General features: G+C 38.8%; 21 protein-coding genes. 7 read left to right on the forward strand and 14 right to left on the reverse strand.

The annotated features are described in order from the left end of the window. Window positions 1-173: 173 nt before the first annotated feature. From JOC95_RS07880 to JOC95_RS07890, 3 genes are all read left to right on the forward strand, one after another. Window positions 174-713 (forward strand): hypothetical protein, encoded by a 540-nt coding sequence (locus JOC95_RS07880; protein WP_204414992.1) that lies wholly within the window; start codon window positions 174-176, stop codon window positions 711-713. Beyond that, window positions 697-1,239, forward strand: coding sequence for a signal peptidase I SipW (gene sipW, locus JOC95_RS07885; RefSeq protein WP_204415523.1), 543 nt, complete (start codon window positions 697-699; stop codon window positions 1,237-1,239). Before JOC95_RS07880 ends, sipW begins: the two co-directional genes overlap by 17 nt. Window positions 1,240-1,313: 74 nt before the next feature. After that, window positions 1,314-1,928 carry a TasA family protein gene (locus JOC95_RS07890; RefSeq protein ID WP_204414993.1) on the forward strand — a complete coding sequence of 205 codons (615 nt, stop codon included), beginning with the start codon at window positions 1,314-1,316 and terminating at the stop codon, window positions 1,926-1,928. A gap of 78 nt (window positions 1,929-2,006) precedes the next feature. Here the strand turns inward: JOC95_RS07890 and JOC95_RS07895 are convergent, their stop codons facing one another. The 4 genes from JOC95_RS07895 to JOC95_RS07910 all read right to left on the reverse strand — a co-directional run bounded on the left by JOC95_RS07895 (window position 2,007) and on the right by JOC95_RS07910 (window position 5,899). Then, entirely contained in the window at window positions 2,007-2,975 is a 969-nt protein-coding gene (locus JOC95_RS07895; protein WP_204414995.1) for an NAD(P)-dependent alcohol dehydrogenase, read from the reverse strand. A gap of 128 nt (window positions 2,976-3,103) precedes the next feature. Continuing rightward, window positions 3,104-3,487, reverse strand: coding sequence for a nuclear transport factor 2 family protein (locus JOC95_RS07900; protein ID WP_419096231.1), 384 nt, complete (start codon window positions 3,485-3,487; stop codon window positions 3,104-3,106). Beyond that, window positions 3,474-5,048, reverse strand: a complete 1,575-nt coding sequence (locus JOC95_RS07905; RefSeq protein WP_204414997.1) for an AMP-binding protein — start codon at window positions 5,046-5,048, stop codon at window positions 3,474-3,476. Before JOC95_RS07905 ends, JOC95_RS07900 begins: the two co-directional genes overlap by 14 nt. Then, on the reverse strand, window positions 5,045-5,899 hold the full coding sequence (locus JOC95_RS07910; RefSeq protein WP_204414999.1) for an SDR family NAD(P)-dependent oxidoreductase: 855 nt from the start codon (window positions 5,897-5,899) through the stop codon (window positions 5,045-5,047). The genes JOC95_RS07905 and JOC95_RS07910 overlap by 4 nt, the downstream gene beginning before the upstream one ends. A gap of 200 nt (window positions 5,900-6,099) precedes the next feature. Here JOC95_RS07910 and JOC95_RS07915 point away from each other — a divergent pair, with 200 nt between their 5' ends. After that, window positions 6,100-6,567 (forward strand): DUF2975 domain-containing protein, encoded by a 468-nt coding sequence (locus JOC95_RS07915; protein ID WP_204415001.1) that lies wholly within the window; start codon window positions 6,100-6,102, stop codon window positions 6,565-6,567. Between the two features lie 6 nt (window positions 6,568-6,573). On the opposite strand, the gene JOC95_RS07920 is transcribed toward JOC95_RS07915, so the two are convergent. Together JOC95_RS07920 and JOC95_RS07925 are read right to left on the reverse strand one after the other, a co-directional pair. Further along, window positions 6,574-7,281 carry a M48 family metallopeptidase gene (locus JOC95_RS07920; RefSeq protein WP_204415003.1) on the reverse strand — a complete coding sequence of 236 codons (708 nt, stop codon included), beginning with the start codon at window positions 7,279-7,281 and terminating at the stop codon, window positions 6,574-6,576. Window positions 7,282-7,875: 594 nt separating this feature from the next. After that, window positions 7,876-9,963: a DUF262 and DUF1524 domain-containing protein gene (locus JOC95_RS07925; protein ID WP_204415005.1), complete on the reverse strand. Its 2,088-nt coding sequence runs from the start codon at window positions 9,961-9,963 to the stop codon at window positions 7,876-7,878. Window positions 9,964-10,127: 164 nt separating this feature from the next. Between JOC95_RS07925 and JOC95_RS07930 the strand changes: the two genes are divergently transcribed. Beyond that, window positions 10,128-11,321: a DUF3800 domain-containing protein gene (locus JOC95_RS07930; RefSeq protein ID WP_204415007.1), complete on the forward strand. Its 1,194-nt coding sequence runs from the start codon at window positions 10,128-10,130 to the stop codon at window positions 11,319-11,321. A 162-nt stretch (window positions 11,322-11,483) separates the two neighbouring features. On the opposite strand, the gene JOC95_RS07935 is transcribed toward JOC95_RS07930, so the two are convergent. The 3 genes from JOC95_RS07935 to JOC95_RS07945 form a co-directional block, all read right to left on the reverse strand. Continuing rightward, complete coding sequence (locus JOC95_RS07935) at window positions 11,484-12,812, reverse strand: hypothetical protein (protein ID WP_204415009.1); 1,329 nt, start codon at window positions 12,810-12,812, stop codon at window positions 11,484-11,486. A gap of 16 nt (window positions 12,813-12,828) precedes the next feature. Beyond that, window positions 12,829-14,028 carry a type I restriction enzyme HsdR N-terminal domain-containing protein gene (locus JOC95_RS07940; RefSeq protein WP_204415010.1) on the reverse strand — a complete coding sequence of 400 codons (1,200 nt, stop codon included), beginning with the start codon at window positions 14,026-14,028 and terminating at the stop codon, window positions 12,829-12,831. A 349-nt stretch (window positions 14,029-14,377) separates the two neighbouring features. After that, window positions 14,378-14,974, reverse strand: coding sequence for a hypothetical protein (locus tag JOC95_RS07945; protein ID WP_204415012.1), 597 nt, complete (start codon window positions 14,972-14,974; stop codon window positions 14,378-14,380). 162 nt (window positions 14,975-15,136) lie between these two features. Between JOC95_RS07945 and JOC95_RS07950 the strand changes: the two genes are divergently transcribed. Further along, on the forward strand, window positions 15,137-15,340 hold the full coding sequence (locus JOC95_RS07950) for a hypothetical protein (protein WP_204415014.1): 204 nt from the start codon (window positions 15,137-15,139) through the stop codon (window positions 15,338-15,340). Between the two features lie 476 nt (window positions 15,341-15,816). On the opposite strand, the gene JOC95_RS07955 is transcribed toward JOC95_RS07950, so the two are convergent. The 5 genes from JOC95_RS07955 to JOC95_RS07975 all read right to left on the reverse strand — a co-directional run bounded on the left by JOC95_RS07955 (window position 15,817) and on the right by JOC95_RS07975 (window position 20,595). Then, on the reverse strand, window positions 15,817-16,245 hold the full coding sequence (locus JOC95_RS07955) for a hypothetical protein (protein WP_204415016.1): 429 nt from the start codon (window positions 16,243-16,245) through the stop codon (window positions 15,817-15,819). Window positions 16,246-17,104: 859 nt separating this feature from the next. Next, window positions 17,105-18,520, reverse strand: coding sequence for a 23S rRNA (uracil(1939)-C(5))-methyltransferase RlmD (rlmD, locus tag JOC95_RS07960; RefSeq protein ID WP_204415018.1), 1,416 nt, complete (start codon window positions 18,518-18,520; stop codon window positions 17,105-17,107). Next, a complete protein-coding gene (locus tag JOC95_RS07965; RefSeq protein ID WP_204415020.1) occupies window positions 18,517-19,398 on the reverse strand; it encodes a DNA-3-methyladenine glycosylase family protein in 882 nt (293 codons plus the stop codon). The genes rlmD and JOC95_RS07965 overlap by 4 nt, the downstream gene beginning before the upstream one ends. 129 nt (window positions 19,399-19,527) lie before the next feature. Beyond that, entirely contained in the window at window positions 19,528-20,346 is an 819-nt protein-coding gene (gene pdaA / locus JOC95_RS07970; protein WP_204415021.1) for a delta-lactam-biosynthetic de-N-acetylase, read from the reverse strand. Between the two features lie 111 nt (window positions 20,347-20,457). Beyond that, window positions 20,458-20,595: a hypothetical protein gene (locus JOC95_RS07975; RefSeq protein ID WP_204415022.1), complete on the reverse strand. Its 138-nt coding sequence runs from the start codon at window positions 20,593-20,595 to the stop codon at window positions 20,458-20,460. Between the two features lie 107 nt (window positions 20,596-20,702). Here JOC95_RS07975 and JOC95_RS07980 point away from each other — a divergent pair, with 107 nt between their 5' ends. Then, window positions 20,703-21,536: an undecaprenyl-diphosphate phosphatase gene (locus tag JOC95_RS07980; protein ID WP_204415023.1), complete on the forward strand. Its 834-nt coding sequence runs from the start codon at window positions 20,703-20,705 to the stop codon at window positions 21,534-21,536. Window positions 21,537-22,122: the final 586 nt, after the last annotated feature.

A 22,122-nucleotide genomic window follows, 5' to 3' on the forward strand; every position in this document is an offset into this window, starting at 1 on the left:
ATCTTTAGAAAACGGTCAATCGGGTTAATTTTAGGCTTGAAAACCGGCATTATTGGTGTCTCCTCCTCTACTTCGACAAGAATCATGCATGGTCGACGCTAAATTAACCCGATAACAATCTCTTTGGCTTTCTGCAATAATGAGGACAAGTTCCTTCGAAAAGGAGGGTGAATATGAAGAACCCATGGTGCAAGCTACTTTTATCACTTGCAGTATATTCCGGTCTTCAATCAATAGGTGAGACGGAAGCGCGTTTCACCGATCCGCATACGATGGATGCGATTGAGGTATCTGCTGCTGTCATTTTTCCGTCTACTATGGAAAAGATGCTCCAGGACGCAGAGGATGTACATCAAAAAATAAGACAGCTGGATGAGAAGCTTTCTACTTTTCCTAGGGAAGGAACACTTGAGGAATTGGAACAAAGTCTACAAGAGGTTGCAACAATCGAACTGGAAAGAAGATTGCTAGTATCCGAGTTTTCTTCCATTAGGGGTGAGGTCACTGCTTATCATGAACTGATACCTGCTTCAGAGTCGGCCGCTTACCCTTTTGTAATAGAAGGATATTCAAGGATTCAAGAGATGCATGGAGATGTCTCTTCTACTCTATTGGAAGAGGTGCGCACTGCAATTCTCAATGAAATTGTTCAACTAGAGGAAAAAGCACAGGAAGGAGTGGATGCGGATGAAAATCATGAAGATAGTCTATAGGGTCTTAAAAGGTTTAGTGGTGGTCGCTGCCTGCCTCTTGGTTGTTATCGTGCTTGTTGCAAGATTATCAGGAGGGGAACCAGCCATTCTTGGCCACCAGATCAAAACGGTGCTTTCCGGTTCAATGGAGCCTGTATTTCAAACGGGCTCAGTGATTGCCATCCAGCTTGCCAAAGATTCCGTTTCTTATGAAAAAGGCGATATCATTACGTTTCGTATCGAGGATAAACTGATTACCCATAGAATTACAGAAGCCGTTGAAAACAATGGACAAGTCTTGTATCGAACCAAAGGGGATAACAACGATGCTGCTGACTTGTGGACCGTACCTGCAGAAAACGTGGTCGGAAAGTATGTGGATTTTACTATCCCGTATGCGGGCTATGCCATGAATATCGCCCAGTCCAAATCCGGTACTGCGCTGCTATTATTTGTCCCGGGATTATTACTCCTGGTCAGTGCAATCCGTTCTATCATTGTCGCAGCAAAGGAACTTGAAATCAAAAAGCTTGATACTAAAGGTTAAATCTTCTATATATCCCTGTGATATATAAAAGTTTAAATAAATTTAAAGTTACATATAAAAAGGGAGATGAGGAAATGAGTTTTACAAAAGTAGTGACAAAAGGTGTAATGACAGCAGCATTAGGATTATCCTTGATGAGCGGAGGAACATACGCTTACTTCAGTGACAGCGTCTCAACGCAGAACACCTTTGCATCCGGTACATTAGATCTTTCCGTTAACCCCAATGCAGTGGTAAACATCAACAACATCAAGCCAGGCGATGAAATCTATCGTGAATTCACGCTGAAAAATGATGGAACGCTCGACATCTATCAAGTACTTTTGGATACAGACTACACGGTGGAGGACTGGAAAGGCGACAACACAGAGGACTTCGCAGAGCATATCAAGGTGACGATTCTTTACAACACAAGCTCAGCCACAGTACCGGTAGTGGAAACAACATTGGCACAGTTAAAAGAGCAGCAACCGGACCTTACCGCCATTGATGAGTTTGTCGGCAGCACACAAAGACCAGATGGGATCCCGGCTGGCCAGCAGGAAAAAATGTTCGTACTCTTCCAGTTCGTCGATAACGGTCAGGACCAAAACCAATTCCAGGGCGACAAACTCCTCGTCAACTGGAAACTCAACGCATCACAAACACCTTCAACCTACTACGACGACACAGATCCGGATAACAACTAAACAAGAAAGAGCCACGGGGACAGATCCCGTGGCTCTTCTTGTTTACCATAACGGGGTCTGGCCCCTCACACATTTCACTTAAACTGTTACTATCACTTTCCCTTGCGAATGGCCTTCGGCAAAGTAGTTGAATGCTTCTCTGATCTCGTTCATTTTATAGGTTTTGTCTATGACAGGCTTCACTTTCCCGTTTTCGATGAGTTCTTTCATATAGCGCAGGTCTGTGGGGTTGGGTTTGTGTAGAAAGGCTCCCATTTTCTTTTTACCTGCCATGGAGATCCAAGGTCCCTCGGTCATGGTCTGGAATAATTGCAGACCCGAGCCGCCGACATGGACAAACCTGCCTCCTGTTTTTAATGCACGCTTATACACTGAGAGCGGCTGATGACCGTTGACACCTATAATCAGGTCATACTGTTGTGTTTGTTTTCGAAAGTCCTCCCGCTTATAATCGATCACGTGATCTGCCCCCATCAAGCGGACAAGGTCCACATTCCTTGTACTGCACACAGCGGTGACTTCAGCTCCGAATGATTTCGCAAGCTGTACGGCAAATGTCCCTACACCACCCGATGCACCATAGACCAGCACCTTCTGCCCGGGTTGTATTTCCCCTTTATCCCTGATAGCCTGCAAGGCAGTGACTCCCGCCATCGGGACTGCCGCCGCTTCCTCAAAGGATATGCCGGATGGCTTTTGGACCAAAACATCTTCAGGTACCGACACATATTCAGCAAACGCTCCCCATCCAGAACCAGACAGGTCGGCAAACACCTCATCTCCACTCTTGAACGCCTTCACATCCGGTCCAACCGCTTCCACGCGGCCTGCCATGTCCCCACCTGGAATGCGATATTTAGGTTTTGTGAGACCAAAAGCAAACCGGACCAGATACGGCTTTCCAACCAAAAGAGCGAGATTCCCAAAATTAACGGAAGTGGCATGGACTTTGACAAGCACTTGATTGTCCTTTGGAACTGGTTTTTCAACCTCAATTAGTTCCAGTACCTCCGGTGTTCCGTATGTCCTACTAATGACTGCCTTCATGAGAATCCCCCCATAAACCTATTCATTAATAGATATTCTGAATGCATTAAAATCTTGTCCGTCTTCTATGACAAATTTAAGAATAAAAAAAACACACCGCATAAAGAATGTGTCTTTTCCTGCTCCTATTAAAACATCCCGTTCTTATTCAAGGATTCCGCCGGGACCGCCTGACCCAGATCCCACAACTCCACGACCACGTCCCCTTCAAAGCGGAATATATGAACGACCGCTGCTCCTAGATCCTCGGCGTTCTGTTTGACATGGGAGTGAACGGCCACATGATCCCCTTCTTCCAATGCCAGTTTCACATTGAAGACCTTGTCCGGATTCTGTTCGGCGTTTTCCTCCATCGCGAGCATGATGGACTCTGCATCGCCTTTAAAAAAAGGATTGTGGTGAGTGAAGTCATCACTTATGTATTGTGCAAATCCCTCACGTACGCTTCCGGATGCTACTAGTTTAAGAAAATCTACTGCCTTTTCCTTGCGGGAATTATTATTCGTTTCCATGTTCATCATCCTCTCTATTTGTGGGACTCACTAATAATCCAGCATAATCTATTTCGTATTCTTCTCTCAATCTTTTCTTATCCAATTTCCCAACTGCTGTATAGGGCATAGAATCTATGAAGGCAATTTCCTTAGGCACCTGAAATCTGGCAACTTTCGTCTTCAGCCATTGAGTCAACTTCTCATCAGTAAGGTCAGCACCTTCTATCGGTACAACAAAAGCCTTTAATCTTTCTCCGAAATCCTCGTCATATACACCTACGACCGCAACTTCCTCCACCTGTGGATGACTGATCAAAACCTGTTCCACTTCAATGGGATAAACATTCTCCCCTCCTGAAATGATCATATCATCCTTCCTTCCGTTCAGAAAAATCAACCCATTGTGATTCTGATATGCAAGGTCGCCCGTCCCGATCCACCCGTTTTTTGTTTTCAGGCTTATCTCCCCGACTTCACCAGCTACCACTGCATCTTTATTCTGATTAACAATCCCGAGTTGAACCCCGTCAATTATTCTTCCAAGCGTTTGTGGTTCAGCTTTTAAGTCCTGCGGGGTGGCGATGATATTCAATCCGGTTTCAGTTGTGCCATATAGATTGTAAAGCACATCGCCAAGCTTAGAGCTGACCTCTTTCACCAGGCTGGCATGAAGCAACGCCCCACCCGATGCAATACACGAAAGGGATGATAAATCGGCACCCTCTACCTTCAGCATTTTCTTCACCATCAATGGAACAGCGGTCATGACCTCCACCTTGTGCTTACGAATAAGTGCACAAGCATTCTCTGCATCAAAAACATCGCTGATCACCACCCTTTTACCCAAAGCCATGAAAGAAAAAAGGATTGCGACACCATAGCCATGATAGATCGGAGTTGCAATATAAGCGGTATGATAGTCTAATAGCTTTAATCTGTTAAGCAGACCCAAAAAAGGACTAAGATAACGGGATATGGATTGCTTATGCTCGACCTCTTTTGGCTTTCCGGTTGTTCCTCCTGTCAGGAGCATGATCTTGCTGCCTGACACCTTTTTTAGTGTACGATTTTGAACTACTTGCAAACGATTAATTGCCTGTCGGCTATTGTGATAGCTCAGCAACTTCCTACCACCTGCCCCATCTAAGACAGGCTCAAACTCCTCATCATAAATCAACAGATCAAACCGATGCTGCCCCAAAGCCTGCTCTATCTGGCTTTTGCTCATCCCGGTATTCAACATATAGAGCGATGCCCCGAGTCTTGAGGCAGCGAAAATAGCTTTCACGAGCGAGGTGTGGTTTCTGCACAAAAAGCCTATTTTGCTTCCTTTTTTCACCTGATATTTTTCATGGAAAATAAGTGCGAGTTGATGGGACTCGATAGACAATTGTTGATAAGTCAGCGATTCCCTGTCATCGACCAAAGCAGCATGCTGTGGATAAACGCTTGCAGCAAAATCCAGCAGGGCCATGACATTGAATCCGTTATGCCGGAAGGATGCAGTCAAATGGAAAATCCCTTTTGGTGTAAGTACCTTCATTTTACGAAGAACAGAAAATAGTTGCAGAATGTTCATCTATTGTCACCTTTTTTCCTTGTTACAGCTGCTGGTGCCATACGCTCCCAGAAGCATCTGAAAAGGACAGAGCCCCATTGCGCAAAAACCAGCCACCACGGCGTGTATATTCTTCTTTTCGTATACATCACCTTGGCAATGATCTTAGAAGCATGATCCGGACTCATTGCAGGCGTATCCCGATAGGATGCAGTCGGAAGGATCATCGGTGTCCTTACCAAAGGAAGATAGATCGTAGTCGTGGTTATACCCGATGCATTCAGCTCGGGTCCAGCCGAACGCAACCATGTGTCAAAGGCAGATTTGGACGCCTGATAGGCAGACCAAAACGGAAGTGGGATCATCCACATATTAATCGTGGATATGTTGATAATCTGTCCCTTGTTCTTTTTCAGCATTGGAATGACAGAAAGCAAGAGCTCTACCGGTGCAAAATAATTGATGGCCATCGTCCGTTTGAAATCATGGAGCCTGTCCAACGATTCGAAAATGGATCTCCTGATGGAAATGCCCGCATTACTGACAACCACGTCCAACCCCTGTGGAAATGTATGAAGAAAAGAAAGAAAGCTCCGCATTTCTTCCTCATTCCGCAGATCGGCACAGAAAATACTTACCTGTGCTGCCCGTTTGTCTATTTGCTCCTTCATGGCAGAAAGCTTGTCTCCCCTTCTTGCCACCAAAATCAGGTGGCTTTCCGTATCAGCCAACAAATACGCCAACCTCTCGCCGATCCCGGAGCTTGCCCCCGTAATCAGCACCGTCTTCCCCCTCAACTCTTTTTGAAGCTTTTTCAAGTTGATGTGAATAGATCCAAATAGCAGCTTTTCCTTCCATGTATAGTTATGCATATGGGTTCCCTTTTCTTTTTTATACTATTATAGCAATCTATTACATTTCTTGACTGAATTCTTTAACTTTTATTAAGGGAAAAAAAGCAAAAGAATATATCTATAACAATAATAATACAATTAAAAACAATATTATTTTATTGAAAAACGATAAATTTCATGTTAAATTCAAGTTATTATTAAATCGTGAGGTGCTTTGAATGAATGTTAAACAAGGTTCAACAACTTTCTTAAAGGTAATTATTTTTTTGGCTGGAATTGGAGTGCTTGCATTGTGTATCTGGTTACCTGTGATAGCCGTCAGAGATGCAAGGGTACATCCAGATACAGCTTACTTCCTCATCCCCTTCTTAGTATGTGCATACGGATTCTGTATTGCGTTTTCTGTTGCGTTGTATCAAGCATTTAAACTATTAACCTACATTGAAAAGAACAATGCTTTCTCTGAATTATCCCTTAAATCTTTGAGGGTTATAAAAAATTGTGCTTTTACAGTCATTTTTCTCTTTCTGTTAGGAATAGTAAGTTTAATGGTGCTTGCCAAAACCACAGGAGATGACGCAGCAGGTCCTATATCACTAAGTCTAATGGGGATTTTAGTGACAAGTATCGTTGCAGCTTTTATAAGTGTTCTTCAAATACCAATCAAAAATTCCCTGAATGTATGATGACTTCTACACTGTCATTTTCCAGTTTGACAGCGCCAACCATCTTTCTTTGTCCTTATAGTCCGGCATGATTTTGCCGACAAGACGCCAAAAGGAGCGGTCATGATTCAGATGGACCATATGACACATTTCGTGCACGACTACGTAGTCGATCACTTCACGTGGCGCCATAGCCAGTCTCCAATTAAATGTTAATCCAAGATTTGAATCACACGTTCCCCATGTGGTTTTACTATCAGTAATCCGTATCGAACGTGGTTTCTTTTTGAAATGCCGTTGATAGGAGGCAATACTCTCTTCTACTAAAGCTTTGGTTTGCTGGTAATAGAACCTTTTCAATGATTGTTTCAGCTTTTCTTCATCCAACTGCATTGCATAGACATGTAAGATGTCTTCTTTAAACACCACATGATCCCGATTAATATTTTGATCTTGTATAATGTTAATCGGATATGTGTTTCCTAAATAAAGAAACTGCTCCTCATTTTCATACACCTTTTCTTTTGGCCCATCCAGCCGGGCCTTCACTTCCTTAACTTTTTGCAAAATGGCATCCCAATTTTTCTCCAACAACCGAATAACCTGTTCATCCGGTGTTTTTTTCGGTACCGACACCTCAAGATCTCCATAATTATCAATTGCGATCCCGATAGAAGTCCGATTTTTGTATTTGATTTCAAAACGTATCGTCTCACCTAAGTAAGTATGTATCATCTCATCACCTATTTAAAAAGTTCCTGTCATCCAAGATAACAGGAACAAGATTGAGCTGTCTATTTTTGTACCTTTAAAATATTCTCTTCCGATTTTACCACACTCAAATTCGGATTCCATAGTTGGCTGTCATAATAAAGTTTTCCGAAATCACCCGTTCTTCATCCTATTTCCCCTCTTTTTCTCACTCTTTTTCCCCACTTTTTTTTACGCTTTTTCTCGAATATTAAAAAAGTCTTCCGAGTCCACAAAAAGAAGAAAGGCTTATCCCGTAAGGGATAGCCCTGCTTTTCTCACGCTTTTTTACGAAATCTTTTTTCTCACTTGGTGGAGAAATCGGACGGGTTTATTGTGACGGGTTAGGAAGTTTAATTTTTAGTTACATAGTAGATCAAAGGTTTAAGACGAAGGACTTTACAGAATCATGGGTATAAAGGAAATTCAACGATTTCACTAAGACTGGTTTTTATATAATCCTTTAAAAGTATAAACCTTTGATTCATTATCTTTTTTCTTTCCTCAATCATTGAACTATTTAATTTTGACCAAACAGCATTTTAATAAGATTCCTTTGCGTTCTTTGAGTTCTCAGTTTCAATCTTCTTCTCGATGTTTTTCAAATGACTGCCTTATTAATTCCACTGCGTAATCTATATCCTTAGCACTATCAACACCAAACTCTACATCTCCATTCCCCCATCTACCAACATTTGATACATCTCTACAAACGCCTCTTGGATCATCTATCTTATTAAATGCAATATTCAAACTGAGGCGAAGCCTTCTCTTTTGAGGAACAATATCTACAAAATTTGTGGTTGTTTTATATGCAATGTAAAGTTTCTTAAACTCTTCACGAACTGAGCTATCTAAATTACAGATACGCTTTCTTAACTCTTGGAATAGTCCTAACATCTCTCCGTTCAATTCTGGAAAATCCATTAATGAATATGTGACTTGGCTGTCATCTGACCCTTTTGGCAAGTAATTAGAGATAACATCCTGTGATAGCTCTGGACATACCCATACTTTTAATGCAAGGTCTGCAAGTCGATTCCCTCTATCTAATATTTCTGGTTCACTCCATTTATTAAGTTGACCTAATCCTTTGTTCAAATTCAACGGACTATTTGCAAATCCACCATTCATATCTCTTTTTTCTATAAATGGTTTATCGCTTAATTCTGAATTGTACTTTGTTAAAGTAAGATTTCCTAATGTGTGGAGGAACGTATTGTGAATTTCTTCCCAATTGTCGCCTAATTCTTGTCTCCACTCACTTGAAAGGTTTTTGTTTTGGGGCATTATATGTTCTATAGTATAACTCTCAATATCAACAATTTCTTTCCGATTGTGATTTTCCAATTTTCTAAGTACATAATTTCTATTTCTAAAATTGTACATATCCTTCACTAATATTTCTCGAATAAATTCATCATTATCTGGCAGTCTTCTATATGAATCTTTTAGAAGAAACGCAACCTGGATACTTTCTAAGTAAGTATCCTTATTCACCTCTTTAATTAGCGTAGCAAAGGTTTTATTTAAAGAGTTTGTTGGTACTCCGCAAACGGCTCTTCTAAATACATATGATTCTACCAACTTCAACACTGCCATAAAATCTTTTTTTTCGATTAATCCTTCTGAAAAATCATGATAGACTTCCAGCAAGAATGGATATGATACGTCAACCTTTAAAGTGTTAATATCCTTCAATATTTGATTGATTTCTTTATCTTGCTCCTTCTGAAATGCTAATTTCACAAAGAACTTTGAGTATTTATAAATCTCTTGCAAAACCTCTTGTATTGGTGTTTCGGCTTTTGTTTTAACGTACTCTTTAAAGCTGGAATATACATTGTTTATATTAGGAATCCTTCCTGTTTTTACTGTTAAATAATCACGCATAAAACGGTCAAATAAAGAGGAACCACTTACGTCTCCAAAACTTTTTTCCATTGGCCTCCAATAACTCTTATAAAGTACCTCTTGCTCTTTAGTTTCAAGTTTCATCAATACATAATTTCGAATCAAGTCAGCTTGTGATAAGTCTAATCCAGTTGAATTGAGACTTTCAAATATGAGCTGAGGATTATCATTATCTCGATCAAGAGCTATGTCAACGATGATAAGTTTTGAGATGCCACGATAAATGAAATTCAGATTTAATCCACTCTTTTGAATACTATCCAAAAAGAACTGATAGTTCTCATATACTCTGGTTGAATATTCTTCAGGAAGTTCTTTCTTTTCAATTAAGCTAATCAGTGTTTCTCTGTCAGTTTGTGTTAATAACAACTTATTTAATAGTTCATCTTCCTCTTCACTATTTAACAGATAATAATTTAATATCTTTTTCTTTGTAATCTCAAACTTACCACCGTTTTCATCTATCTTATTGGCCAATGCAAGCAAAAGAAGTGTAAGGGTAGTCATCCTTTGTTGACCATCAATAACCAAGAGTTGAGGTACGGATGATATTTGGTATAACCCTTTTTCTATATATACAATTGAGCCAACGAAATGACCTTTTACATCTTCATCAGTCGATGCCCTGACAATATCGTTCCATAGCTGTTTGCACTGCTCAATTGTCCAACTATATTGCCTCTGATAGATTGGAATAATAAATTGTTTTGTTCCTTGAAGAAACTTTAAAAAATTCGTTTCAGATGCTTTCATGTGTACCTCCAAATTTATAGTGGTTTACTAAATTGACAGAAATATATTTATTTTAAAATTACCAAAACATTATAATCCATTATATTACAAAGAGTATATATGAAAAGGAAAAAGGAAATATTTGTCGAAATATCATTATAATACTTATTTTGGGGGAGGATAATTTGTCAGAGAATGAAAGATTGATTGCAGAAATTGAAGAGGAAATACTAAATGATGGTGAAAGTGAGGAAGAAGTTTTTGATGAAGAAAAGGAAGCAGAAAAACGAAAAAAAGCAGAGGCACTTTGGGAAGCTATCCAAAATGGAGAAACAAAGAACATCAGCCAGAAAGTTGCCTCTATTTTAAACCGCTTTGATGAAACACGAAACTCTGATATTGCTCTTATGATAAAGTATTGGCAAATTTTCGAAAACCATAGTGGAACCTCGGTTGGTCATGAAGATTTATTTAAACTTGAACGTTTAACAACCATTGCAAGAGCAAGGGCTAAAATCCAAAATGAATTCAAATTATTTTTATCCACAAGTGAAAAAGTTAGAAGGGCAAGAAAAGAATTATCTGAGGTTGAGGCTGAATACCAGATTGCAACAAAACCTGAACTACCAATCATTCATATTTATGCAGATGAAACTGGAAAAACAGACGATTATTTAATTGTAGGTAGTTTCTGGGTTTTAGAAAATACTCGACATGGGCAAATTAAAACACAAATGGTGGACTGGATTAATGAAAAAAAGACTGGACACCGTTCTTTCCCATCAGAATTTCACTTCAAAGAGTTTAAGAATGATGGTTCTCAAATGGAATTATATAAAGAGTTTATCAACACAGTTATAAGAAATGGAGATTCAATAAGTTTTAAAGCCATAGGAGTAAATAAGAGAAAAATTAGAAGAGAAGCACAAAAAGGGCTTTTAGAGGAGCTATACTACCAACTATTGAGATTAGGAGTAAACCATGAAATAAAAACAGGTCGCATTGCCTTACCTAAACAAATTAGCTATGTAAAAGACTTGGAAGGAAATGAAAGTCGTTTTCTAATAGAACAAATGTCACAAAAAATCATTGATAATCTCAAAACACACTATGAAAATAACTTACGTTTAAATTCATATCTCCCATTAGATTCAAGAGTGGAGCGTTATCTACAAGTGGCTGATTTATTTACAGCAAGTATTAACCGTATAATCAACTTCCAGCCAAACAACAAAAATAGGAATGCTAAAGATGCTCTTGCTGATTATATTCTAAGCCTAACAAATCTCCAAATCATAAAATTGGATGCAGAAAATTTCCAGGACATTACCGAGGTTAAGACCGAAAATGATATGGCAGTTTTATATCTTTTTAATTAATATTTATACTGCACCCTCATAAATAAAACTTTGCTTTATGTGGGTGCGATTAGTTTATTTCCCCTTAGCACATTCAGATAAAGTCATACATTCTATAGCAAAAAAACAATTTGACAATCACTAATATGGGGGGGTGGAGAACTAAAACACATGTCTATTTAATTAAAATATTATTCCTCCCCCTGCTGTAGCAATAATTGTTCTTTTATCACTTAATATATAATTATCTTTATTAAAAATATGCTCATATCTGTTTAGAGTAACTGTTCCAATATCATTAACAGTATAAAATACTACAACAGCGTTTCCCTCCTCATTATAGTAGAAGTGAGGATGAACTATTTCTGGCTCTGACTCTCCATCTTCAAACACCCATTCATATTGATTAGAAAGTATCACCATATCTTCTTTTACAGGTAATATCACATCTCTCCCCCATGATACACCATGCCACATCGCTCCAAATTCATGTAATTTATGAAATACTATGGATGCCTGCAAATATGATAGGGGAGTCCTATCTCCTTCAATAGCTTCCATAAAATCTGGTAAAGCAAAGGTAGGTCTTGGTGATGACAAGAAGCTATCTAAATACTCACATTCTGAAGGATCTGGCAACTCCTTATCTTTAGGCAATGCCCATACAACTCCATTACCATTACCTCCAGAGATATACTGATACGCTCTTAGTTTATAACCCTCCTTCATACCAAGGTGTGAAAAACTCTTTACAATTGATTCAGGGTTATTGGTTGACTTATGCCAACCATTTCTGTATCTTGCTTCAATATCATACATTTCTACTGCTTCTAATTCGATAATTAAGTTTGGTTTAGTTGCATGTTGCGGAAATCGTTGAACACAAAATTTTTGTTTATAGATTTCAACGAGTTCTTCTATAATTAAGGGTCTTTTGGTTTGAATCCGAGGACACGGGTGATAATAATCATTCTGCTTTAAATGTTTTTTTCCGAAAACGGGAACTCTCGATTTTTCTAATAATTCCAACCACTTCTCTTTGATGAATTGTAAGTTTTTCCACCGTTTTTCCTGTTTGACTCCCCATCCTATTAGTATCCATGGATGGCTCTTTATTTCATTTATTTCTACTAAAGAATCATTAATATCATACTCTCCAGACAGTATAAGTTCTTCAAATTCATCTATTGCATTTACAGATTTGGTATTCTGTAAATTGAAAAGGTTATAGATATGTAGTCGTCCAGATACTGGCTTATCTTCACCATAAATTCTATTAATAAATAAGATTAGTTGCTCCATTGTCGGGTCTTCTGTTTTTATTAATCCACTTGCTAATCCTGCTGTATCAAGTATGGATTTCAGGTTTATATCAAGTGTAGCTGAACCAGGATTAAGCAACAGACAAGCTCCAATAGATTTTTCGGAGTTTCCCCACTGAATATACGTTGATTTCCGATAAATCTTACCTCTTCTTTTAAAGAAAGTACCATAAACTTTTGGTATATTCATTTTTTCATTCCCTTCTTCAACTATTTTCTTTACGAAACCTATCTCTTACTAAAGCATACTTTATTGCTCTTCCTATAAATTCAATCATGGGGCCATCTGATATTTTAATATTATGTGAATGTTCAAACCTTCCAAGAAAAACTCGATCATTTTCATCAAGTAATTCTGGTGCATGCTCTCTTACGTAATCAATTACTACTGATTTTTTCACACTTCCTTTTTTCCCATTTGTTAGTTTACCGTCATGCGATATTGTATAAACCACCTCTCCATCATTTTTAATAAACCTATCTAAATTAAGTTGTAGAGAATTATGTTTTTTATCAAAATCATCAATCGCTACTATAAAGAAACTATGACCTTTGGAATTTCCAAAAACGGGATGATTCTGAGCTTTCATTTGCCCCAATACTGAAAAGCTAATGATTTGTGTGTTATTCATTTCATCTTCCACTAAAATATACCTATAATCTCCAATCCAACTACCACCTGCTACATTACCGTAACCAGTATATCTAATACCACCGTCTCTAATAATTTTTATTCCATGATAAATACCTGGTTTTATTATTTCTCTTGAATCTTGAAAACAACCTGCAAGATTCATAATAAACCCTTGCTGAGAACGATCTGTCTCCTCACCTATCCATCCATAATTTAAAAATTGTTCAAACGTTTCTTCCATATTCAGAGAATTAAAGGTTGGTCTTTCCCAAATATGTGGTTCGCTCATGTTATAGTCTAAAGGAGTCTTTTCAAGTAATTCCTTGTATGTTGGAATTGCGGAAAGGGGAAAATACTTCTCTTCGTCTTCATCCCATCCATACCATTCTGTCTTATCTCCATTTGTAATCACTATTACATCAGCCATAACTATCTGATCGTATTTTACAACTTGGTCAAAGACATCATCTGTCAATTCCACATTAGGACTTTTACATTCAATAAGAATAACTGCATATAACCCGTCTTTCTTCTTGCGATAAACGATTATATCCGCTCTACCCTTAGCACCTTTTACGAAATATGACATAGGTTCTTCAAGCCTTATCATTTCTTTTGGAACTCCCAAATCAGTTTGAAGATATGAGACCATCTTTTGGCGTACAATTTCTTCTGGGGTTTTTTGAATTAAAATATTTCTAATTGGATCAAGAAAACAATATTTATTATTCCTCATATATTCAAAGGGAAGCGGATATTTTTCGAGTAACATATAATATAACACCTTCTATTTTTTGTAGATTTTTAATCATTTGCATTACTCAACCTCCGTATTATAAAGAGCATTTCCATTATATACTAAAGGTTACTATATATATTTTTACCTTTATAAAATCATTAAAGAAGAAACATTATGAAGGGTAATAAAAAGTCACTCGACATATTCATTCAAGTGACTTAAAAAACTTCCAAATTATTAAGTTCTGCTTCCTATTTTACAAAGCAATTGTTTATGATAACTAATTATTTTTCATTATTATGATGAAAAATCGCTAAATTAGGAAGTAGTCACACCCTTTCTTTAAAGATTATATAAGAAGCCTCTCTTTTTGAGTGTATTGCTATAACGAAAAATCTTTCTGGATGTCCTCTTTACTTCTTTTGGTATTTGTTATAAAAAAATCATACAGTTCATCAGTATTGTCACTTTTTATAAGTCTTTTGAATTTTTCCAATTGTCCTTCATAACCTTCAAAATAAGCACTCTGGTAATTGGGGGAATGATAAACTAACAAATATTCTTGATAATCTTTAATTACCATCTTACCTTCTATTTGTATTAGAATTTGATCCCAATTCTTCATTCGTTTGGAATGGATTGGTTTCTTCATAGCCAATTCTATTTTTTCTTCATCTTTTATTTGTTGTAGAAACTGTTCTACTTCTAATTTATATTGAAAAAGCTCAGTCCTTTTTTTAGCATCTAAATTATTCATTATGTCAGTTTTGTACAGAGTATAACGAGCTTTTCTATAATGAATATTCTCTTGGTTACTTTCTTTCTTATTTTTCTTACGATCAACTACTTGTCTACTAAACTCAGATACAGTAACTGCTGTAGTTGAAAGCTCTTTCCAATTATTTTTAACGAATTTAATAAAAGTTGGCCCATTAGTTTTTAGCGATTGGACTATTGGTTTTATCGGAATCTTAGCCATTTCTTCTACACCCCTACATTGTTTTAAGAACACTTCACTACTATCTACTTTTCCTTAATAACCAATCACCTTAAAGACTTTATATTATTAAACTTGTAATCATATCCACATTATTTAAATTATGGTATAAATAAAGTATACAATTAAATTGGGGGAATGAACATGGATGATAGATATTTTGTACATAAATTAACAGGGCAAAAATTTAGTGCATATGAGGAAGGATTAAGAATGTATAAAGAAACAATGGCTGAATTCTTACCTGTGGGATCGCCAATTGCACTACCTGATAAGCAAGAATTAATTGAATCTGCCTTAACCTGGTTTGAAGATGAAGATTTCTTTGAAGAAGTAACAAATCTGTGAAAAAGCTGTTATTTGACAGCTTTTTTTAAAACTAACATATTTATTATTTGTTATTATCAATGTGATATCAATTTTAAATTCCTACATCTCACCCCCGCATTCCTTGGTTTTGTGATTCAAATAAAGACTTTCCTTTTCTCACGCCTTTCACCTTTTCCCATAAAATCCACACGCTTTTTCACGATTGTGGATATATAGGCTTTATGGACTTTTTCTTACACTTTTTGGTCAAGACTTTATTTCAATTGTTAATAAGTTGTGGAAAAAGTTTTTTTGACTGTTTGGTGTTCTTTTATTTAGCTATACAAAACTTATTCCTATTTTACTCCAACTTTCCTATCTCGAAAATCGCCTCACACCTTCTTCATACGTTGTTTCATATCGTAAAATCCCCTTTTATTCATTCTTTTTAACCAGCACAAAAAAAGGAATCGTTTAGCGCACCAAAGGTAGACTACACGATTCTTTGTCTTGCGTTAAAAAGGTATTTCACTATCTTCATCAAAACTTATCAATTTGTTTTTTTGTTCTTTTTCCATTTTTATTACTTCGTCTAATATTACATCTCTTGCAATAAACTTGAATAGCTTTTGAGTTTCCGATACCTGTCGTTGAGTGTAATTTAGTAGGTCATCTTGAAAGATAAAAAGCGCTTCATCCCCATATAGGGTTTTACTTATACACGATATGTGTTGACTTATTCCTTTTTCAAAACTATTGAATGGCAACTTTTCCTTATAATACTTGTCTATTTCATAATTTAATGGAATAACATTTTTAAGCAAGGTTGCACTAATGCTAATTAGTTCGTAATTAGGTAGGGAGCTTTCTGATATTAGGACATTGATGCTGTTTTCAAGATTGGATATTGCTGATTTTGCAATTTGGTAAGTGGATTTTTTCATAAATGAGGTCTCCTTTATATGAGGTTTAGTTTGAGGTAAGCGTCAGACGGAATTGCTTTGAAGGAAGGATTAGCAAATTCATGAGGAAATTATCTTTCGCTTATGTATTCATTTTATTATGGATTAAAAAGCAGGGCAATAGCTTTGGTGTCGTACCCCTGTCATACCCTTTTTTATTCCTTCCGAATTTACTCAAACGATTGATCAGACCAAAGATGTTACAGTCAAACAAAAAAGAAGCGAGAAATTGTACCAACAATACGTTCCCCGATCTTCTGGAGTTTAGATATACATAGGGTTTGCTACCCCTTTCTCTCTTGTTCAGATACCAACATAATTACAGCATGTGGAAACTGGCATTACATGGGGAATAACTAAAATGCGGAGAGCCATCAACTGCATCATCTAAAACAAACTCAACTCTACAGTAAACCTTTTTCAAAAATCACTTGGAATATCAGCACACCTGATTTTCCTGAATTCTTAATCCTTAGCAAAAAAAGAGAAAAAATTAATTTTTTCTCTCTTTTTGCTATCTACTATGTACATCTGCAAAATTCACTACCGATTTTACCATACCGCAACCCGCATTCCTACGTTTTTCCAGTCATAAAAATGTTTTCTCAATCTCACATTTTCCCTTTTTCTCCTCAAAAATTCACTTTTCCCCGCTCTTTTTTCACGCTTTTTTTCACGCTTTTTCTCAAACATTAAAAAAGTCGTCTTAGTCTACAAAAAGAAGAAAGGCTTATCCCGTAAGGGATAGCCCTGCTTTTCTCACGCTTTTTTGCGAAATCTTTTTTCTCACTTGGTGGAGAAATCGGACGGTTTTTTTGTAACGGGTTAGTGAGAATATTGGTTAGTTACAATTTAATTTGAACTTTACTACTGTCTCCACGTGGCTAGTCTGAGGAAACATATCCACAGGCTGAATCCATTCCACTTTATACTTCTTGCTCACATACTGGATATCCTTTGCAAGTGTGGATGGATTACAGGAAACGTATACGAATCGCTTCGGTTCCACTTCGAGGACGGTCTGCAGGAATTTTTCATCGCAGCCTGTTCTTGGCGGATCGACCACGATCGTATCGGGCTTCCACCCTTCCTTGACCCATTTCGGAAGCCATTTCTCGGCTTTCCCTGTGACGTATTGCATGTTGTCATAGCCGTGTCTGGCTGCGTTCTTTTTCGCATCCTCGATGGATTCGGGGATGACGTCCATGCCGCGGACCTCTCCCGCTCCATCTGCCAGCCAAAGTCCGATTGTCCCGACACCACAGTAGGCATCGACGACTTTTTCTTTACCAGTCAGTTCAGCAGCTTTTTTCACTTCATCATAAAGCTTCACTGTCTGCACCGGATTAAGCTGGAAAAAGGCACGGGCGCTCAGCTCAAAGCTGATGTCCCCCAATGTTTCCTGAATTACCTGTTCACCGCTTAAGTGCACGGTTTCCTCCCCAAAGATGAGTGATGTCTTTTGCCCATTTACATTTTGCAGGATGCTTTTCACTTTCGGAAGACGTTTTTGAATTTCATTCACAATCAGTTGTTTCCTCGGCAGTTTTTCTTCAGCCGTTATCAACACAACCTGGATTTCCCCTGTGGAAAAGCCGACCCTTGTCATGATCGTACGCACAATTCCTTGACGGTTCTTTTCGTTATACACAGAGATGTTGAAATCCTGAAGGATCTGTTTGATCGTGTTCGTCACCTCGATGGTCGATGGGTGCTGCACGAGACATTCGTTAATATTGATCAGCCTATGGGAATTCTCGCTATAAAGACCGGCGATGATTTTCCCTTTTTGCAGGCCTAACTGGAACTGGCTCTTGTTGCGATAGTACCAAGGGTCGTCCATGCCGATAGTCGGTCTGATTTCAAGCTTCTCCACATTCAGCTTTGTATGGCGCTCAAGGGACTGAATCACGATATCACGCTTGTAATCGAGCTGCTGGGTGTACTCCAAGTGCTGCAGCTGACAACCGCCACATTGTTCATACACATGGCATGGCGGCGTGATTCGGTGAGGCGACTTTATGCGGATCTTCTTGATTTTCGCTTCGGCAAATTTATGTTTAACATTGGTCACTTCGGCGACGACTTCCTCACCGGGCAGGGCACCGTGTACGAACACGACCTGCTTTTTGAAGTAGCCGACCCCTTCCCCATTGATTCCAAGGCGCTTGATGGTCAAGGGAAAAGTCTGTCCAACTGTCATCGTGACTTGAGATTGCTGTGGTGCTGGTTTTCTTGATTTAAATTTCTGGTTCATTTCACTAACTCCTCAACTTGCGGTTCGATGCTTCTCCATAGATAAAGGGAAGCATAGCTTAAATATGGCTCCCATTCCTTGCTCCATTCCTGCATTTGGAGGGTTGTTGGTTTCTGGTCGAGCCCTTTTAGTTTTTTCAAGGCATTCTGGATGCCGATATCTGCGATCGGGAATAGGTTTGGACGCCCAAGCCCGAACAACAGCAGGTTCTGTACGGTCCATGGGCCAATTCCTCTTATTTTGATGAGCTCTTTTAAGATTTCTTCATCGGATTTATTATGAAGGTCGTACAGAGGCAGCTCACCATCTGCAATCAGCCTTGATGTATCAATGATATATTCCGCTTTGCGACGGCTCATTTTAAGTGCCGTGATGTCTTCATAATCAAGCTTTGCCACATCCTCAGGTCTTGGATAAAACCAGACTCCCTCCACCTCGAACCCGAAGGAATGGACAAATCGCTTTGTCAGGGTATGGGCGAATTTCATGTTCACCTGCTGATGGATGATGCACTTCATCAGGCAGTGATACAGGTCAAAATCCAATACAAGCGGGGTTCCTTTATGCTCCTCAAAAATATCCGCAAGGACGGTCGAAGAAAAGTGGTCGCCTATCGGCTTAAGAGACTTGTCCCATTGGAAAATTGCCCTTAGCTTGTCGACTTCCTCATTTGTAAAAGTGGAGCTGCTTGTAAGCTCGAATGACGGACGATCGGTCGTACCTGTCGCTTTCACTTTTATGACAATCGGGGTGTCTCCTTTATACAATGGCACTTTCACAGATCTTTCCGCTTGATCGATCACCATCAACGGGTCAATCGATAAACGCTGCAGCACTCTGTCAAACTGATATGGACCTTCTATATTAATATTCAACATTCTCTCCGCCCGCCTTCCTTTTCAATCCTTTCCCAATTATAACGGCTTTCCGGTTACTTGCCAAACGAGTAGGATCCGGCTTATTTGGGGAGGGTAAAAAGGAAAAGCCCTCTGAGCGAAGTCAAAGAGCTAGTTTGCCGGCAATAAAAGCATCGGGTCCGGGATATTCTTTTGAGCAGCCGCATAATCGAGGCTTTTGAATTCATAGCCCTGTTTTCTAAGGTCGTCAATCACTTTTCCAAGCGCTTCTGCATTATCACTTGATACGGTATGCAAAAGGATGATGGCACCGGGATGGATCTGCGCCATGATGTTATCGTATGAGTATCTCCAGCCTTTCTGCTGATCGGTCTTCCAATCGACAAATGCCACTGACCAGAAAACATGCTGATAGCCAAGCTTATTGGCAAGCACTAAAGTCCGTTCACTGAACGTCCCTCGCGGCGGCCTGAGATATGTCATATTATCAAGCCCGGTAATGCTCTTATATTCTTCGCGAATCATTTCCAGTTCCTTTTTGAAACGGACATCATTGACCTTTGTAAGATCCGGGTGGTGCCAGGAATGGTTCCCGACAATATGCCCTTCTTTGACCATACGTTTAATAAGGTCCGGCTGATCCTTCAGATAATAACCCGTCACAAAAAATGCGGCAGGTACCTTCTTTTCTTTCAGTACATCCAAAACCTGTGAGGTATAGCCATTTTCATACCCATTATCGAAAGTAAGGAAAATCTCTTTTTTCGAGGTATTTCCTAAATAAAATGCATCGTTTTCTTTTAACAGGTCATTCAGTTGCTTGCCGGCATCCGCCGGGAGATGGTCACGGCTTTTCTTAAATCCCCAATGCAGGGTTGTATGAGAATAATCAGAAGCGATGCACACCTCTGGAATCAAAAATAGTGCTATTGCAGTCATCACGATAAGTATTTTTGTCCACATTACCATTTCCTCCTTTCCAGGAACCGTTGTAAATATAGGTTTCGTTTGGAAGGACGGAATGATACTCTGTATTGTTTTCCAATTAGGTTGATTTTATTGATGGGAAGTTTCAATTTTTTACCTTTTCTCGGACTTCAACAGCTCGATTTCCGCCTCCAAGATATTCATCCTCTTATCAAGCTTCCGTTTGGTCGTTTCTGCTTCATAAAATGCGCCAGCTGCTACTGCAAATGCAATCCATGCCATAAAACCCATTTGAATTTCCCCATTTCCGTATAATATTTATTTTCTAACCGAACAAATTGGTATATGATAGTACAGTTAAAGTATACTTGAAAACCATGTTATAAGGAGATAATAGAATGGATTTTTTAACCATATTAAAAGCAATCATACTCGGAATTGTGGAGGGTTTGACCGAATTTGCCCCTGTTTCCTCGACAGGACATATGATCATCGTGGATGATATGTGGCTGCAATCCGAACAGTTTTTGACCAAATATGTAGCCAATACCTTTAAAATAGTCATTCAGCTTGGTTCGATTTTGGCGGTTGTCGTTGTATTCAGGGAGAGGTTCTACGACTTATTGGGACTGAAGAAATTGGAAGACAAGAAAACGGCCGAAGGTAAAAAAGGCTTGAAGCTGACCCACGTCATTGTCGGTCTGATTCCAGCAGGAGTCCTCGGCGTACTTTTTGAGGATTATATTGATGAATACCTATTTTCACTTGAAACCGTCTTGATTGGGCTTGTAGTAGGGGCATTCCTCATGATTGCAGCAGACCTTTTCGGTTCAAAGGAACCTAAAACAGAAAGCATCGACCAGATCACGTACAAGCAGGCATTATCAGTCGGTCTTATCCAGTGTTTATCACTTTGGCCTGGTTTTTCCCGCTCAGGGTCTACCATTTCAGGCGGCGTTCTGCTTGGCATGAGTCATCGTGCCGCTGCAGACTTCACCTTCATCATGGCCGTTCCGATCATGGCAGGTGCAAGCTTCCTATCCTTATTGAAAAACTGGCAGTATTTCTCGATCGAGGCTTTGCCGTTTTTCGCAGCAGGATTCATCAGTGCATTCATTTTTGCATTGGTATCCATCCGATTCTTCTTGAAGCTGATCAATAAAATCAAGCTGATGCCATTTGCGATCTACCGGATTGTGTTGGCGGGTGCTATTTATTTCTTATATTTCTAAGTATTTGAAAAGGCATTGCCAAAATGGTGATGCCTTTTTTGAATGCTCTTGAGGTAATTTTACCAAATAAAAGGGATTTGTCATTTTATGACGAATAATTGTAAGAATTGTTTTTATTGTCTGGGGGAAATTCATTTGTTCTTATTTTACTTATGTAGCTGCATCTTCGCTGGAGTCCTGATTCTCTTGGTTCATAAAAAGGAACTTCCTTCACTCAATTATTTGTTTTTAAGAGGTGGGTTCATCGGATTAGTTTGTTTTCTGTTTACGAATGCTTATGCTGATCATTACAATTATTTTATTGACTTCAACCTGCTTCATTGGGCCGGTTTGATTGCAGTTTCGGTCTTTGTGAGTTATTTTGTGAGCAGGATTAAGATGTGGATGTAAGATTGTCCTGGGATGGGATGGAATGTCATTGGTACTGCTGGCTGGTAGCGTTATTCTGTCCACTTTGAGGGTTATTTTGTCCAGACTGGGCATTAATCTAGCCACTTTTCCGATTTATCTATCGACTTCACGGCGTAATCTGTCCAAAATGCCAACTAATCTGTCAATTTTACAAATAATGTAAACACCTGCATAA

This window comes from Sutcliffiella tianshenii, from assembly GCF_016908565.1.
GTDB classification, from domain to species: domain Bacteria; phylum Bacillota; class Bacilli; order Bacillales; family Bacillaceae_I; genus Sutcliffiella_A; species Sutcliffiella_A tianshenii.